Source organism: Rhizohabitans arisaemae (assembly GCF_025996515.1).
GTDB lineage: Bacteria > Actinomycetota > Actinomycetes > Streptosporangiales > Streptosporangiaceae > Rhizohabitans > Rhizohabitans arisaemae.
The window spans coordinates 1,114,174-1,129,100 of record NZ_BLRH01000060.1; the positions used below are offsets into that span (position 1 = coordinate 1,114,174).

The window sequence follows — 14,927 nt, forward strand, 5'->3', positions numbered from 1 at the left end:
GTCAGGACGGGTTCCGGGAGCCGGCGGGGACGACGGGCCAGCATTCGGTGAGGTCGGCCTGCCCGGCCACGACCGCGGTGCGCAGCTGCTCGGTGCGGGCCGATCCGTCGCCGACGAGGACGGCCAGGCCGGTTTCCGCGCGCACCTCCTCGGCCAGCGCGTAGAGCGCCAGGTCGGGTGCCCGCCCGCCCTCGTGGACCAGGCGGACGACGTCGGCCCCCGCGTCGCGCAGCATGCGTCCCCCGGTCAGGGCCGACGCCGGGTCGGCGATCAGCGTCGCGGCGCGCAGCGGTGCGCCGACCGAGCCGACGGCCGACGCCAGGTCGGCGAGCGCGCCGCCGGCGAACTCCAGGTAGCCGAATCCGGCCTCGGCGGCCGCCTTGGCCTGGACGGGATCCGGGGTGAGGCGGACCCCGGGGACGGCGTGGCTGTGGGCGGCGATGAAGTCGGCGAGGCCGGCGAGCTCCGTCCAGTCCGGCGGGTCGGCCGGGACGGCGGTCAGGTCGGCGACGACCAGCCCGGCCCCGGCGAGTGCGAGCCCGCCGAAGAGCGCCAGGTCGCGTTCCCTGCGCGCCTCGACGTCTGAGTGGCTGGGCGGCCGGGTGACGACGACCCTGGTCGGCAGCGCGGTTCCGGCGACGCGCACCGGGGTGCAGATCGGATCGGCCCCGGCGTCCAGGGTGAGCCGGCTCTGGGCGGCGGTGGCGTCGGCGAACCAGTTCTCGATCTCACGGGCCAGGCGTGGGTCGGCGGCGCGGAGCCGGTCGTAGGAGAGCGCCCCGGTGCGGGTGAGCCATTGGAAGGCGATCTGGCTGGGGTCGCGGTCCATCCGGCGGTCGAAGGTCTCCCACCAGATCTGGCTGGCCATCGCCCTGGACTGCAGGTGTTCCACGGCAGGTCGCCGTTCGGCCTCGTAGCGGTCGAACGCCACCGCCGGCTCGGGGTGCTCGGCGAGGCAGCGGGCGAGGCTGACCGCGTCCTCCATGGCGAGTGTGGTGCCGGATCCGATGGAGAAGTGCGCGGTGTGGGCGGCGTCGCCGACGAGGACGGTGTTGCCGCTGCTCCACGTGGCGCAGCGGACGTTTCGGAAGTTGGCCCACCTGGACCTGTTGCCGAGGAGCGGGCGCCCGTCGAGGTCCGCGGCGAACAGCCGTTCCAGGTACTCCTTGCTGCGCAGGTCGGTGCCGTCGGGGCTGAGCGGCGCGCCCGGCCGGTCGAGCCCGGCCCGACGCCAGGTGCGTTCGTCGGTCTCGACCAGGAAGGTGGCCATCCCCGGTGCGTACGGGTAGGCGTGGGCCGCCCAGGAGCCGTTCTCGTCGGAGACGAAGCTGAACGTCATGCCGGGGAGGTCGAGCTCGGCGCCGAGCCAGATGTACTTGGCCCGGCCGAGCCCCTCTTCCACACCGAGCTCGCGGCTGAGCGCCGCCCGGGTGGCGCTGTTGGCCCCGTCGGCGGCGACGACGACGTCGGCGGCGGGGACGGCTCCCGGCTCCACGGCCGTACCGTGGCGCAGGACGGCCCCCGCCTCCAGGGCCTGCTCGCGGAGGATGTTCAGGAGTGCGGCGCGGGCGATGGCGGTGCCCCCTCGCGGGCCCCAGCGCAGGGCGGTTCCCCGGTGGCGCAGGTGGATCCCGTCGCCGACCACCCCGGCCTCGGTGATGCGTCGCCGGGTGTCCGGATCGAGCCGGGCCAGCGACTCCAGGGTCTTGTCGGCGAGGCCGATCCCGAATCCGAAGGTCGCGCCGGGGGCGTCGCGCTCGTAGACGGTGACCTGCCACGAGGGGTCGGCCCGGCGCAGCAGCCTGGCCAGAAAGAGACCGGCCGGGCCGCCGCCCAGGCAGACCAGGGTGCGGTCGCCCATGACCCTCCTTAGAGATGTGTCGAATATTCTACATAAGCGTAAACGAATCTGCCGGAGGGGACAACCTCCCGTGCGGAGGTCCGTGATCAAGTGAGTCGCGGAACCCCGCTCGCCCGCGCCGGTTCCCCGGTACCGTCGAGGGCGTGTGGCTGACCTGGCGCGAGGCGATGCAGAGTGCGTTGTACGGCCAAGGCGGGTTCTACCTGCGCGAACGCCCCGATCAGCACTTCCGCACCTCGGTGCACGCCTCCACCGCCTTCGCCGGCGCGCTGGTCCGGGTGCTCACCGAGGTGGACGCGATGCTCGGCCGCCCCGACCCTTTCGACCTGATCGACGTGGGCGCGGGCGGCGGGGAGTTGCTGACCGGGCTCGTCCGGGGCGCTCCCCCCGAGATGCGCGCCCGGCTCCGCCCCCGCGGCGTCGAGGTCGCGGGGCGACCGGAGGGCCTGCCGGAGACGATCGAGTGGGCGACCGGGCCGCCGGAATCCGTCACCGGGCTCGTCGTGGCCAACGAGTGGCTGGACAACGTCCCGGTGGATGTGGTGGAGCAGACCCGGCGGGGTCCCCGGCTCGTGCTCGTCGACCCGGCGAACGGCGCGGAACGGCTCGGCCCCGCTCCCGAGGGGGCCGACCTGGATTGGCTGGAGCGCTGGTGGCCGATGGCGGCGCTGGGGGAACGCGCCGAGATCGGGCGGCCCCGCGACGAGGCCTGGGGCGCTTTGATCGGGACGATCCGGGACGGGGTGGCGATCACCGCCGACTACGCCCATCGGCTCGGAGGGCGCCCGCCGGGGGGAACCCTCGCCTCCTACCGGGACGGTGCTCTGGTCCGCGCCGTCCCCGACGGCTCGTGCGACATCACCGCGCACGTGGCGTTGGACGCGTGCGCCGCGGCGGGGGAGGCGGCCGGGGCGACCGCCACCGTGCTGACCACGCAACGGGAGGCGCTTCGCGTGCTCGGCGTCACCGGGGAGCGGCCCTCGATCGAGCTGGCCCGCACCGATCCGCGCCGGTATCTGGCCGAGCTGGTCCGGGCGGGCGAGGAGGCCGAGCTCATCGACCCGTACGGGCTGGGCGGCTTCGGCTGGCTGAGACAGGATCGTATTTCATATTTGACTTATATAAGCCATGACTGAGATAGTGGGGATATGCACGCGTTCGATGTCCTCGGCGACCCGGTACGCCGCCGGATCCTGGAGCTTCTCGCCGACGGGGAGCTGGCGGCCGGAGAGATCAGCACCATCGTCCAGCGGGAGTTCGGGATCTCCCAGCCCGGGGTGTCGCAACACCTGCGCGTGCTGCGCGACAACGGCTTCGCGACGGTCCGGGCCGAAGGCACCCGGCGGCTCTACGCCGTCGATCCCACACCCCTTCAGGAGGTCGACATGTGGCTTGAGCCCTATCGCCGGTTCTGGACGCCGCACCTGGACGCCCTCGCCACCGAACTCGCCCGGGGCAGGCGCGAACGCCGTACCGCGGCGGCGGACCAGGAGGACCAGGCCGACGCCGCGGACGGATAGCGGCCTCAGAACGACCTGAGGGCGTCGATCAGCCGGTCGATGTGCTCCTCGGTGGTACCGACGCCGATCGAGGCGCGTACGGCCCTCGCGGTCGAGTCGACGCACCCGCCACCGGAGCCCTCCAGCAGGTGGTTCACCAGCGGATGGGCACAGAACTGCCCGTCCCGGACCCCGATCCCGTACTCGGTGGAGAGCCTCTCCGCCACGTCCCGCGCGCTCACGCCGTCCACGACGAACGACACGATGCCGAGCCTGGGATGATCCGGCCCCCACAGGGAGAGTTCACGGACACCGGGCAGGGTGGCCAGCCCGGCGCGGAGCCGGGTGAGCAGCCGCTCCTCCTGCTCGATCAGCGAACTCCAGCCGACCCCGGCGAGGGCGTCGCACGCCGCGGCGAGGGCGATCACCCCGAGCACGTTGGGGGTGCCGGCCTCATGGCGCTGCTCGGGGTCGGCGGACCACCGGGTCCCCTCGTCGTCGACCGCCTGGGACGCGCCGCCCCCGGCGAGGTACGGCCGGGCCTGGCTCAGCCAGTCGGGCCGACCGATCAGCGCGCCCGATCCGAACGGCGCGTAGAGCTTGTGCCCGGAGAAGGCGACGTAGTCCAGGTCGAGCGCCGTGAGGTTGAGCGGCCGGTGCGGCACGTGCTGGGCGGCGTCCACGAAGATCCGCGCGCCGTGCTCGTGGGCGATGTGGGCGAGCGAGGCGATCGGCCAGAGTTCGCCGGTCACGTTGGACGCGGCGGTGACGCAGAGCAGTTTGGGGCCCTCGACCGCGGCGAGGGCCTCGGCCACGGCCCGGATCGCCGCGCCCGGGGAGGCCGGGGCGGGCAGCCGTACCGCCCGCTCCCACGGCAGCAGGGTGGCGTGGTGCTCGGTCTCGAAGACCACGACGGTGGTGTCCTCGGGCAGGCAGTGGGCGAGCAGGTTCGTGGCGTCGGTGGTGTTGCGGGTGAAGACCACGGCGTCGTCCTGGCGCGCCCCGACGAAGGAGCGGACGACGTGCCGGGCGTGCTCGTAGCGCGCGGTGGTGAGCTGGGAGGTGTAGCCGGCGCCCCGGTGCACGCTGCTGTAGGTGGGCAGGGCCTCCTCCAGTGCGAACCGCACGGCCTCCAGACAGGGCGCGCTGGCGGCGTAGTCGAGGTTGGCGTACGGCACGAGGGCGCCGCCCCCGACGGGTACGGCGGTGTTCGCGCCGACGACGGTGAGGTCGGGGGCTTCGACGAGGACGGACACGGGCATGCTCCTAAGGTCGTCGGACCCCGACGCACCGTGTTCGCAGGAGCCCGCGCTTGCCCGCCACGGGTTCGTGACCGGCCTGGTCCTCACCCGGGGCACCCCGCCGCGGACGCGAGGGTTGCCGGCCAGCTAGCCGGGGCTTGACGCTGGCACTCATGACCTGATCAGGATTATAACGCGCTGACTTGTTTGTCCGGCAAGTCCATATCCTGGGGACATGAGGTTCGATCCGTGGTCGCCGGAGTTCGTCGCACACCCCTATGGGGTATATGCCGAACTGCGCGAGCAGTCTCCCGTCAGCTACTACCAGCCCACCGACCAGTGGCTTGTCGCACGATATTCCGATGTCAACGCCTTGCTCCGGGACCGGCGCCTGGGCCGTTCCTACCTCCACCTCGCCACCCACGAGCAGATGGGCCGGGAACCCGAACCCGGCTTCCAAGAGCCCTTCTGGCGGGTGATCCGGGCCGGGATGCTCGACGTCGAACCCCCCGTGCACACCCGGCTGCGCCGTCTGGTCTCCAAGGCGTTCACCCCGCGCATGGTGGAGAACCTCCGGCCCCGGGTACGCGAGATCGTGAAAGGGCTCGTCGGCGACTTCGTCGCCAAAGGCGGCGGCGACCTCATCTCCGAGGTCGCCGAACCGCTCCCGGTGACGGTGATCGCCGAGATGCTCGGGATTCCCCAGGCCGACCGGCACCTGCTCCGGCCGTGGTCCGCCGACATCTGCGGCATGTACGAGCCGAACCCGTCCGTGCAGGCGCAGCGCACGGCCGTACGGGCCTGCGAGGAGTTCGGCGACTACCTGCGGGAACTCGCCGCGGCCAGGCGGGACCGCCCCGGAGACGACCTGATCAGCGCGCTCGCCGCGGTCGTCGACGAAGGGGACCGGCTCACCGGGGACGAGCTCGTCGGCACCTGCGTCCTGCTGCTCAACGCCGGGCACGAGGCGACGGTCAACGTGACCGGCAACGGCTGGTGGTCCCTCTTCCGCAACCCCGCCGAACTCGCCAGGCTCCGCGCCGACCACTCGCTCATCCCCTCCGCCGTGGAGGAGATGATGCGCTGGGACACCCCCCTGCAGATGTTCGAGCGATGGGTGCTCGAAGACATCACGGTCTGCGGTGTCGACATCCCCAAAGGCTCGGAGGTCGCGCTGCTGTTCGGCTCGGCCAACCGCGACCCCGCCGTCTTCACCGACCCGGACGCCTTCGACGTCGGCCGGGCCGACAACCCGCACATCTCCTTCGGGGCGGGGATCCACTTCTGCCTGGGCGCCCCGCTCGCCCGGGTCGAGCTGGTCGAGTCCTTCGGCGCCCTGCTGCGGGCCGCCCCGGCGATGGACCTGATCGAGGAGCCGCGATGGAACCCCGGATATGTGATCAGGGGGCTGGAGTCGCTGAAGGTCCGGGTCTGAGCCTCCAAGATCATGCTGGCTGTCTCGCGGATGCGGTGGCAGCATGGCGAATGTGACAGAGAACCGGGAACAGGTCGTCGGCATCGGCGCGGGGGCCAAGGAGCTCGCCACCGAGGACATGGTCCTCAACATCGGCCCACAGCACCCGTCCACCCACGGGGTGCTGCGGCTCCGGCTCACCCTGGACGGGGAGCGGATCTCCCAGGCCGAGCCGATCGTCGGTTACATGCACCGCGGCGCGGAGAAGCTCTTCGAGGTCCGCGACTACCGGCAGATCATCGTCCTGGCCAACAGGCATGACTGGCTCTCGGCGTTCGCCAACGAGCTCGGCGTCGTCCTCGCGGTCGAACGCATGCTCGGGATGGAGGTCCCGATCCGGGCGGTCTGGACGCGGACCCTCCTCGCCGAGCTCAACCGGATCCTCAACCACCTGATGTTCCTCGGCTCCTACCCGCTGGAGGTCGGGGCGATCACGCCGATCTTCTACGCCTTCCGGGAGCGCGAGACCCTCCAGGCCGTCATGGAGGAGATCTCCGGCGGCCGGATGCACTACATGTTCAACCGCGTGGGCGGCCTCAAGGAGGAGCTTCCGCAGGGCTGGCTCGACCGGGTCGCGGACGCCGTCCACCAGGTACGGACCCGGCTGCCCAACCTGGAGAACCTCATCCACGGAAACGAGATCTTCCGGGCGCGGACCCGGGGGGTCGGGATCCTCACCCCTGAGGCGATCATGCAGTACGGCGTCAGCGGCCCCATCGCCCGCGCCTCCGGGGTCGACTTCGACCTGCGCAGGGACGAGCCGTACCTGGCCTACGGCGAACTGCCGGTGAAGGTCGTCACCCGCCAGGAGGGCGACTGCCTGGCCCGATTCGAATGCCTCCTGGACCAGGTCAAAGTCTCCCTCGACCTCGCGGACCTGTGCGTCGACCGAATGCGCGGGCTCCCCCAGGGGCCGGTCAACCAGCGCCTTCCCAAGGTGCTCAAGGTGCCCGAGGGGCACACCTACGCGTGGACCGAGAACCCACTCGGGATCAACGGCTACTACCTGGTGTCCCGCGGGGAGAAGACCCCCTGGCGGCTCAAGCTGCGCAGCGCCTCCTACAACAACATCCAGGCGCTCAAGGAGATGCTCCCCGGCCAGCTCGTGGCCGACATGATCGCGATTCTCGGTTCGATGTTCTTCGTGGTCGGCGACATCGACAAGTGATCAGGCCTTCGGCTCCTCATCCGGGGGCCTCGGCACCCGGCAGGCGTACTCAAGGAAGAGCGCCGAGCCGACCAGGGCGATCGCCGCGACCAGCGTCCCGACGGCGATGAACAGGTCCCGCCGGGGCGTGGGCTGGTCGAACAGCGGGATCAGGTGGAGGACGAAACCGGCGAAGAACCCGGCCAGCGCCGAACCCATGTAGGCCGACGCCTTCGCCAGCGCCACCAGGCGGGCCACCGCCAGCGGCTCCGCCGGCTTGTAGCCGGGCCGGCGGCGGATCCGGGACCGCGTCATCACCCCGGTGTAGCTCTCGCCGAGCGCCAGGACGAGCAAGGTGGGAATCGCCGTCCAGGGCAGGGTCGGCAGCACGGAATAGAAATTCTGAAGCAGCAGCCAGACGATCGCGGCACAGCCGAGAACGAGCACGACGAGCACGCCGGGGCGAGTCGACTTCATTGATTCCTCTCAGCTCGGTCGGCCGTCTCCAGCCGGCGGGTGATCCGGGTCCGGCCTCCACCGGACGGCGTGCGGATCAGTCGGGCGGCTGAAGCAGCAGATCCAGCTGCCGGACTCCACTCTGATCCAATCTAGCCAGCAGATCCGCGATCGGGCCGTGGCCGGGGAGCACCGCCGCGGGCTCCACGTCGTACCACGGGGTCAGCACGAACGCGCGCTCATGCGCCCGCGGATGCGGCAGGGTGAGCTCCTCGTCGTGCGAGATGACGTCGTCGAAGACGATGATGTCCACGTCCAGCGTGCGTGGCCCCCAGCGCTCGCCCCTGACCCGGGCGAACGCCGCCTCGGCGCCCTGCGCCCGTTCCAGCAACGTCATCGCCGCAAGGACCGTCTCGGCCACCACGACGGCGTTGAGATAGGGACGCTGACCGTCCGGCCCGCCCACCGGAGCGGTCTCGTACACAGGGGAGACGGCGACGAAATCCAGGCCCGGCGCGTCGAACAAGACGTCCACGGCCCCCTGGAGGGTTTCGAAGCTGTCCCCGACATTGCTTCCCAGCGCGAGGACGGCGTGAGTCACGGCTTCCTCCTCACGATCGTCACCGCCACGTCGTCGAACGAGTGCGGAATCGGTGCGGCGGGCTTGTGGACGGTTATCTCCACCTCCTCCACCAAGGGATGGTCCAGGCAGATCTCGGCGAGTCGCCAGGCCAGAGTCTCGATGAGGTTCACCGGCTCGCCCGCGACGCAGGCGACGAGCCTACCGGCGAGTTCGCCGTAGTCCACAGTCTTGTTCAGATCGTCCCCGGCCGCGGCGGGTCCGGTGTCCAAGGAGAGCACGGCGTCCACGACGAACTCCTGGCCGAGCTCTCGCTCCGCGGGCAGGCAGCCATGCCGCCCCCGTGATCGAAGACCCTTCAAGGTCACCCGATCAAGACTCCTCATCCTCGTCCACCTCCCCCTGCAACACCGGTGAACCATGGTGCAACCACAGCCGCCAGCCGTCGGGCGTCCGGGTGAAGGTGTTGGTGGACACCACCCGTCCCCCCGCGGCGAAGCTGGACTCCCCGGCCTCCCCCGCGGTCAAAATGTTCTCGGCACAGGTCAGCACGGCCACATCGCCGAAGACGCGAACCTGCACATCGGTGAGAACAAACTGGATGTACGGAGTATTCGCCATGATCAACGCCCAGGACCGCAGAACCTCGCTCCGGCCCCGGAGCAGCGGCCAGCCCGGGTGCACGCAACCGATCTCATAGCCGTTCTCGTCCGTGCCCCAGACGGCGGACATCCGATCCAGGTCGGCGTGTTCGAACGCCGCGTAGAACTCCTGGTTAACCGACTCGACCGCCGCGACATCCGCTGCTGCTTCAGCACTCATTCGTGTTATCTCCTGGCCGCGTGACGGCTCCTCACCCGCGATCGTACCCACCCCTCGCCGAACTCCAGGCGGCGGCGACTCGAACGGCATCGGCGTTCGGCCGGACCTTGTGCACCCGTACACACCATGCTCCGGCGGCCGCCGCCAACGCGGTCACCGCCTGTGTGGCGTCGTCACATCCGCCGAACGACCTCGGAGTACCGTCAGGTGCGGCGAGCAATCTGGTCAAGAACCTTTTACGAGACGCCCCAATGATCAATGGATATCCCAGCTCGCGCAGCGAGCCCAAATGCGTGAGCAGCGCCCAGTTGTGCGGCGGGTGCTTGGAGAAACCCAGGCCGGGATCGAGCACCACGCACTCCGGCGGGACACCCTCGGCCAGCACCGAATCGACCCGCTTGGCCAGCTCGTCCCGGACCTCCGTCACGACGTCGGCGTAGACCGCCCGGGTGTCCATGGTGTGGCTGTGCCCCCGCCAGTGCATGACGACGTACGGCACCCGCGCCGCCGCCACCACCCGGGGCATCACCGGGTCGGCGAGCCCGCCGCTCACGTCGTTGACGAGCCGGGCACCCGCCTCGATCGCCGACTCGGCGACCTCGGCCCGCATCGTGTCCACACTGACCGGGACGCCCTCCTGCGCGAGCGCTTTGATCACCGGCTCGACGCGCCGCCGCTCCTCCTCAAGCGAGACCCGCTGAGCCCCCGGCCGGGTCGACTCACCGCCCACGTCGATGATGTCGGCGCCCTCCTCGACCAAGCGGAGACCGTGGTCGATCGCCACCTCGGGATCAAACCAGTTCCCTCCATCGGAAAAGGAATCGGGGGTGACGTTGACCACACCCATAACCAGGCACCTGTCACGGCCCTGTATGCCAGGGACAGAGGTGGTTGTGCTCATATGGTCAGCCTATTCCTCAGACTTCCCCACGGCCGCTTAGGCCCCGGAATGCCCCCTCCCACTCCCAACCCCGGCAGCCAACAGCGCCCCCCTCCGGGTGATCGTTGCGCTGTCCGCACCCCACACGGCGCGCATACCGCAACGATCACCCCCGACCCTGTGCGGATAGGCAGGCCGGCACGCCTCGCAGCGGATCCGAGCGCCCCACCACCTGGCCCGGCGCAGCCCGTACACCCCCTCCAGGTGATCATTGCGCTGTCCGCACCCCACACGGCGCGCATACCGCAACGATCACCCCCGACCCTGTACGGACAGGCAGGCCGGCACGCCTCGCAGCGGATCCGAGCGCCCCACCACCTGGCCCGGCGCAGCCCGTACACCCCCTCCAGGTGATCATTGCGCTGTCCGCACCCCACACGGCACACACACAACAACGATCACCGCGACAACCCACGGACGGGAGCGGGCAGTCGGCGTGAGCGACGCCGGCCGGGCCCGATGGGGCAAGCCCCGGACAAGCCGAAAGCCCCGGTCGCCACCATCGGTGGGCGACCGGGGCTTTGTCAGATATCTGTGGGTCAGGAACGGCCGAGGATCAACGCCATCGCCTCGGAGCGGGTCCGGTCCGAGGTCCGGAAGTCACCGCGGACGGCCGACGTGATGGTCTTCGCGCCCGGCTTGCGCACACCCCGCATCGTCATGCAGAGGTGCTCGGCCTCGACCACGACGATGACCCCGCGCGGCTCCAGGATCTTGACCATGGCGTCGGCGATCTGCGACGTCATCCGTTCCTGCACCTGGGGCCGCCGGGCGTAGACGTCCACCAGCCGGGCGAGCTTGGACAGGCCGGTGATCTGCCCTTTGTCGTTGGGGATGTAACCCACGTGGGCCACCCCGTGGAAGGGCACCAGGTGGTGTTCACAGGTGCTGAAGAGCTCGATGTCCTTGACCAGCACCATCTCATCGTGGTCCGCGTCGAAGATCGTCGTCAGCGCCTCTTCGGGCTTCTGATTGAGGCCGGCGAACTGCTCCGCGTACGCGCGGGCCACTCGTGCGGGGGTGTCGCGGAGGCCGTCGCGATCCGGATCCTCACCGATCGCGAGCAAGATCTCGCGAACGGCCTTCTCGATCCGGACCGCGTCGACACCCAGAGGTTTGATCGACAACTCAGGTGCCCGGCTCACGCTCGTTGAGCCACTTGCCCGGCTCCGGAGTGGTCACACCCGCGGGGAGCGCCGGGCCCGACCCGTTGCCGTTACCCAGCTGCTGCTCCTTCGGGGTCAGCACCGGGGGACGGTCCGAGGGAAGCCGCTTGCCGTAGCCCGCGTAGGAGGGGCGGTGCTCCTTGGGAACCACCGACCGGAAGATCTCGAGCACCATCTCACGGGAGAGGGTCTCCTTCTCCATCAGGTGCAGCACCAGGTCGTCGAGGACGTCGCGGTACTGGACGAGGATCTCCCACGCCTGGTCGTGCGCCGCCTCGATCAGGCGCCGCACCTCCTCGTCGATCGTGGAGGCGATCTTCTCGGAGTAGTCGCGCTCGTGGCCCATGTCCCGGCCGAGGAAAACCTCACCGGTCCCGGTGCCGAACTTGCGCGCCCCGAGCTGCTCGCTCATGCCGTACTCGGTCACCATGCGCCGGGCGATCGCGGTGGCCTTCTCGATGTCGTTGGCCGCGCCGGTGGTGGGCTCGTGGAAGACGAGCTCCTCCGCCGTACGCCCGCCGAGCAGCATCGCGAGCTGGTCGAGCATCTCCGAACGGGTGGCCAGGAACTTGTCCTCCATCGGCAGGGTCATCGTGTAACCGAGGGCCCGGCCGCGCGAGAGGATGGTGATCTTGTGCACCGGGTCGGAGTTCGGCAGCGCGTGCGCCACCAGGGCGTGCCCGCCCTCGTGGTACGCGATGATCTTCTTCTCCTGGTCGGACATGACCCGGCTCTTGCGCTCGGGGCCGGCCATGACCCGGTCGATCGACTCCTCCAGCGTCGCCATCGAGATCAGCTTCTCGTCCTGGCGCGCAGTGAGCAGCGCACCCTCGTTGATCACGTTGGCAAGGTCCGCGCCGGTGAACCCGGGGGTGCGCCGGGCGATGACGTCGAGGTCGACGTCGGCCGCGAACGGCTTGCCCCGGCCGTGCACCCGCAGGATGCCCTTACGGCCCTCCAGGTCCGGCCGGTCGATGACGACCTGGCGGTCGAACCGCCCGGGCCGCAGCAGCGCGGGGTCGAGGATGTCGGGCCGGTTGGTGGCCGCGATCAGGATGACCCCGCCCTTGACGTCGAAGCCGTCCATCTCGACGAGCAGCTGGTTCAGCGTCTGCTCCCGCTCGTCGTGCCCGCCGCCCAGGCCCGCGCCACGGTGGCGGCCCACGGCGTCGATCTCGTCGATGAAGATGATGGCCGGGGCGTTCGCCTTGGCCTGCTCGAACAGGTCGCGCACCCGGGAGGCGCCGACACCGACGAACATCTCCACGAAGTCCGAACCGGAGATGGAGTAGAACGGCACCCCGGCCTCACCGGCGACCGCACGGGCCAGCAAGGTCTTACCCGTACCGGGCGGGCCGTAGAGCAGCACACCCTTGGGGATCTTGGCGCCGATGGCCTGGAATTTCGAGGGGGCCTGCAGGAACTCCTTGATCTCCTGAAGCTCCTCGATCGCCTCGTCGGCCCCGGCGACGTCGGCGAACGTCGTCTTCGGGGTGTCCTTGGTGATGAGCTTGGCCTTGGACTTGCCAAAGCTCATGACCCGGGAGCCGCCGCCCTGCATCTGGTTCATGATGAACAGGAAGATGAGGATGAGGATGATGATCGGAAGCAAGGTGAAGAGCAGGCTGAGCAGGAAGTTCTCACGAGGGACGTCCACGGTGTAGCCCTTCGGGGGCTTCACCTTGTCCATCTCGTGCGCCAGCTCAAGGCCCTGGCCGCTCACCCAGTAAGCGTAGTAACGCTTGTTGTCCTTGGTTGTGATCTCAACCCGCTGATCCTTGTCAATGATCTTCGCGGCTGAGACCTGGCCGTTGCGAATCTGATCGGCGACGAAGGACGTGTCCTTCTTCTCGAAGCCGCCGTCCCCGCTGAACATCGTGGTGGCGAGAACGAACAGCACGACGATGCCCAGGATCCACAGCAGTGGCCCACGTGTAAAGCGCTTGAGATCCATCCGTTGCGGAACCCCGGCGGGCCCGTCCCTTCCTGATCAGCATTCGATACCCTGGGTTACACCCAGGGTCCGCGGCACCGGTCGCCGCACCCGCGGCTCTCCCGGAATCGTCTGCGACGCCCCGGAACCCCCACGGGTACACCACCCACCGAACAGCATGACCAGCCCGCTCGGCGCGGCGCGTTATCTAACCAACGTACGTCGGCCGCCATCGTGTTCCCCGCCGCCCAAGATTAATCACTTACCTCCGTAGACGTGGGGTGCGAGAGTCCCGATGAACGGCAGGTTCCGGTAGCGCTCGGCGTAGTCAAGACCGTATCCGATCACGAACTCATTCGGGATGTCGAAACCCACGTACTTCACGTCGATCGGCGTCTTGAGCGCGTCGGGTTTGCGGAGCATCGCGAAGATCTCCACCGAGGCCGGGCCGCGCGATTTCAGGTTGCGGATGAGCCAGGAGAGCGTGAGCCCCGAGTCGACGATGTCCTCCACGACCAGGACGTGCCGGCCGGCGATGTCGGTGTCGAGGTCCTTCAGGGTGCGCACGACGCCGGAGGACTTGGTGCCGGCCCCGTAGGAGGAGACCGCCATCCAGTCCATCTGCACCGGGCAGTGCAGCGCCCGCGCCAGGTCGGCCATGACCATGACCGCGCCCTTGAGCACCCCGACGAGCAGGAGGTCCTTGCCGGCGTAGTCCTCGTCGATCCGCCCGGCGATGTCCTTGATCTTCGAGCGCAGCTCTTCCTCGGAGACGAGGATCCGCTCCAGGTCCTTGCCCATATCCCCTGCGTCCACCCGCGTTGCCTCCGCCGAAGTCCCGATACCAAAGAAAAGCCTGCCATATCGACGGCTCACGCCGACGCCGCCGGGCAGCTCGACCCTCTTCTGTCCCCGCCAATGGGTGATCAGCCGATCCAGCTCCCGGATGTGGACCGCGGCGAGCGTCCCGGACGGGGATCCGGCGGCCGTCGCCGCCGTCTTGAGCACCCGCCGCCGCACCGCCGTCGGCAGCGTGGCGAGCATACCCACCGCCAGCCCCCCGTCCGCGCACCGCGCCCGCGCGTAGGCCCGCCCGGCCCACTCGTCGAGGGCGTCGGCGTCGTCTCCGCAGAGCGCGGCGGTACGGGCGAGCGCCTCGGTGATCCCGGGGCCGAGGGACTCCTCCAGTACGGGCAGCGCCCGCGCCCGCACCCGTACCCGGGCGTAGGCGGGGTCGCTGTTGTGCGGATCGTCCCAGGGCACCAGGCCGAGGGCGGCGCAGACCTCCTGGGCCCGGACCCGGGAGAGATCGAGGAACGGCCGACGGTAGCGGCCTGTGACAAATCTCATGCCGGCCAGCGACCGGGTCCCGCTCCCCCTGGCGAGACCCAGCAGCACGGTCTCGGCTTGATCGTCACGTGTGTGGCCCAGGAGTACGGCTGCCGCCCCGAGCCGCTCCGCGGCCGTACCCAAGGCCTCATATCGGGCTTCTCGCGCCGCGGCCTCCGGCCCGCCCCGGGTGCCCACCGTGACGTTCAGGACTTCCGCGGGGTCGAGACCGAGCTCCCGCGCCAGCCGTACCACCTCCGCGGCCCGCTCCGCCGAGCCCGCCTGGAGGCCGTGGTCCACCGTGAGCAGTCCCGCGCGCAGGCCGAGCCGGGGCGCCGCGAACGCGGTCGCGGCGGCGAGGGCCAGTGAGTCGGCCCCGCCGCTGCACGCGACGAGCACCAGGTCGCCCGGGGCGAGGTCCGCGAGCGCGAGCCGTACCGCACGCCGCGCGTCGGCCACCGCCGGATGTGGACCCATGC

At 70.0% G+C, this 14,927-nt stretch carries 14 protein-coding genes, 1 pseudogene and 1 riboswitch; of the genes and pseudogenes, 4 read left to right on the plus strand and 11 right to left on the minus strand.

The genetic code is table 11. The features are described from left to right. Position 1: 1 nt before the first annotated feature. Positions 2-1,861 carry an FAD-dependent monooxygenase gene (locus tag RUR_RS33575; RefSeq protein ID WP_283139252.1) on the minus strand — a complete coding sequence of 620 codons (1,860 nt, stop codon included), beginning with the start codon at positions 1,859-1,861 and terminating at the stop codon, positions 2-4. A 143-nt stretch (positions 1,862-2,004) separates the two neighbouring features. On the opposite strand from RUR_RS33575, the gene RUR_RS33580 reads away from it, so the two are divergent. After that, entirely contained in the window at positions 2,005-2,997 is a 993-nt protein-coding gene (locus RUR_RS33580) for an SAM-dependent methyltransferase (protein WP_283139253.1), read from the plus strand. A gap of 12 nt (positions 2,998-3,009) precedes the next feature. Then, entirely contained in the window at positions 3,010-3,381 is a 372-nt protein-coding gene (locus RUR_RS33585; RefSeq protein WP_283139254.1) for an ArsR/SmtB family transcription factor, read from the plus strand. 5 nt (positions 3,382-3,386) lie between these two features. Here the strand turns inward: RUR_RS33585 and RUR_RS33590 are convergent, their stop codons facing one another. After that, on the minus strand, positions 3,387-4,622 hold the full coding sequence (locus RUR_RS33590) for an aminotransferase class V-fold PLP-dependent enzyme (protein ID WP_428847042.1): 1,236 nt from the start codon (positions 4,620-4,622) through the stop codon (positions 3,387-3,389). A 41-nt stretch (positions 4,623-4,663) separates the two neighbouring features. Continuing rightward, a riboswitch (SAM riboswitch) is annotated at positions 4,664-4,780 on the minus strand. A gap of 56 nt (positions 4,781-4,836) precedes the next feature. Between RUR_RS33590 and RUR_RS33595 the strand changes: the two genes are divergently transcribed. Further along, positions 4,837-6,036 carry a cytochrome P450 gene (locus tag RUR_RS33595; protein ID WP_283139256.1) on the plus strand — a complete coding sequence of 400 codons (1,200 nt, stop codon included), beginning with the start codon at positions 4,837-4,839 and terminating at the stop codon, positions 6,034-6,036. A 43-nt stretch (positions 6,037-6,079) separates the two neighbouring features. Next, positions 6,080-7,243, plus strand: a complete 1,164-nt coding sequence (locus RUR_RS33600) for an NADH-quinone oxidoreductase subunit D (protein ID WP_283139257.1) — start codon at positions 6,080-6,082, stop codon at positions 7,241-7,243. Here RUR_RS33600 and RUR_RS33605 read toward each other — a convergent pair whose 3' ends face one another. From RUR_RS33605 to tilS, 9 genes and pseudogenes are all read right to left on the minus strand, one after another. Next, positions 7,244-7,699, minus strand: coding sequence for a DUF3180 domain-containing protein (locus RUR_RS33605; RefSeq protein WP_283139258.1), 456 nt, complete (start codon positions 7,697-7,699; stop codon positions 7,244-7,246). A gap of 76 nt (positions 7,700-7,775) precedes the next feature. Continuing rightward, positions 7,776-8,279 (minus strand): 2-amino-4-hydroxy-6-hydroxymethyldihydropteridine diphosphokinase, encoded by a 504-nt coding sequence (gene folK, locus RUR_RS33610; protein WP_283139259.1) that lies wholly within the window; start codon positions 8,277-8,279, stop codon positions 7,776-7,778. Further along, the gene (gene folB, locus RUR_RS33615) at positions 8,276-8,644 is read right to left on the minus strand and encodes a dihydroneopterin aldolase (protein WP_283139260.1); all 369 of its coding nucleotides are present in this window, start codon (positions 8,642-8,644) and stop codon (positions 8,276-8,278) included. Before folB ends, folK begins: the two co-directional genes overlap by 4 nt. Then, positions 8,631-9,080: a nuclear transport factor 2 family protein gene (locus RUR_RS33620; protein WP_283139261.1), complete on the minus strand. Its 450-nt coding sequence runs from the start codon at positions 9,078-9,080 to the stop codon at positions 8,631-8,633. The genes folB and RUR_RS33620 overlap by 14 nt, the downstream gene beginning before the upstream one ends. Positions 9,081-9,111: 31 nt before the next feature. After that, positions 9,112-9,981, minus strand: a complete 870-nt coding sequence (folP, locus tag RUR_RS33625) for a dihydropteroate synthase (protein ID WP_487250726.1) — start codon at positions 9,979-9,981, stop codon at positions 9,112-9,114. Between the two features lie 578 nt (positions 9,982-10,559). After that, positions 10,560-11,165: a GTP cyclohydrolase I FolE gene (gene folE / locus RUR_RS33630; protein WP_283139263.1), complete on the minus strand. Its 606-nt coding sequence runs from the start codon at positions 11,163-11,165 to the stop codon at positions 10,560-10,562. Then, positions 11,149-13,140, minus strand: a complete 1,992-nt coding sequence (gene ftsH / locus RUR_RS33635; RefSeq protein ID WP_283139264.1) for an ATP-dependent zinc metalloprotease FtsH — start codon at positions 13,138-13,140, stop codon at positions 11,149-11,151. The genes folE and ftsH overlap by 17 nt, the downstream gene beginning before the upstream one ends. Positions 13,141-13,377: 237 nt before the next feature. Then, entirely contained in the window at positions 13,378-13,920 is a 543-nt protein-coding gene (hpt, locus tag RUR_RS33640) for a hypoxanthine phosphoribosyltransferase (RefSeq protein WP_283139874.1), read from the minus strand. A gap of 51 nt (positions 13,921-13,971) precedes the next feature. Further along, positions 13,972-14,925: pseudogene (gene tilS / locus RUR_RS33645) on the minus strand (tRNA lysidine(34) synthetase TilS); the annotation flags it as partial. Between the last annotated feature and the right edge of the window lie 2 nt (positions 14,926-14,927).

Excerpts from the sequence above, each read along its gene's own strand:
- RUR_RS33590 (WP_428847042.1), bottom strand. The coding sequence starts at position 4,622 with ATGCCCGTGTCCGTCCTCGTCGAAGCCCCCGACCTCACCGTCGTCGGC.
- folP (WP_487250726.1), bottom strand. The coding sequence starts at position 9,981 with ATGAGCACAACCACCTCTGTCCCTGGCATACAGGGCCGTGACAGGTGC.
- RUR_RS33605 (WP_283139258.1), bottom strand. The coding sequence starts at position 7,699 with ATGAAGTCGACTCGCCCCGGCGTGCTCGTCGTGCTCGTTCTCGGCTGT.
- RUR_RS33595 (WP_283139256.1), top strand. The coding sequence starts at position 4,837 with ATGAGGTTCGATCCGTGGTCGCCGGAGTTCGTCGCACACCCCTATGGG.
- hpt (WP_283139874.1), bottom strand. The coding sequence starts at position 13,920 with ATGGGCAAGGACCTGGAGCGGATCCTCGTCTCCGAGGAAGAGCTGCGC.
- RUR_RS33575 (WP_283139252.1), bottom strand. The coding sequence starts at position 1,861 with ATGGGCGACCGCACCCTGGTCTGCCTGGGCGGCGGCCCGGCCGGTCTC.
- RUR_RS33585 (WP_283139254.1), top strand. The coding sequence starts at position 3,010 with ATGCACGCGTTCGATGTCCTCGGCGACCCGGTACGCCGCCGGATCCTG.
- ftsH (WP_283139264.1), bottom strand. The coding sequence starts at position 13,140 with ATGGATCTCAAGCGCTTTACACGTGGGCCACTGCTGTGGATCCTGGGC.
- RUR_RS33620 (WP_283139261.1), bottom strand. The coding sequence starts at position 9,080 with ATGAGTGCTGAAGCAGCAGCGGATGTCGCGGCGGTCGAGTCGGTTAAC.
- RUR_RS33600 (WP_283139257.1), top strand. The coding sequence starts at position 6,080 with ATGGCGAATGTGACAGAGAACCGGGAACAGGTCGTCGGCATCGGCGCG.
- folB (WP_283139260.1), bottom strand. The coding sequence starts at position 8,644 with ATGAGGAGTCTTGATCGGGTGACCTTGAAGGGTCTTCGATCACGGGGG.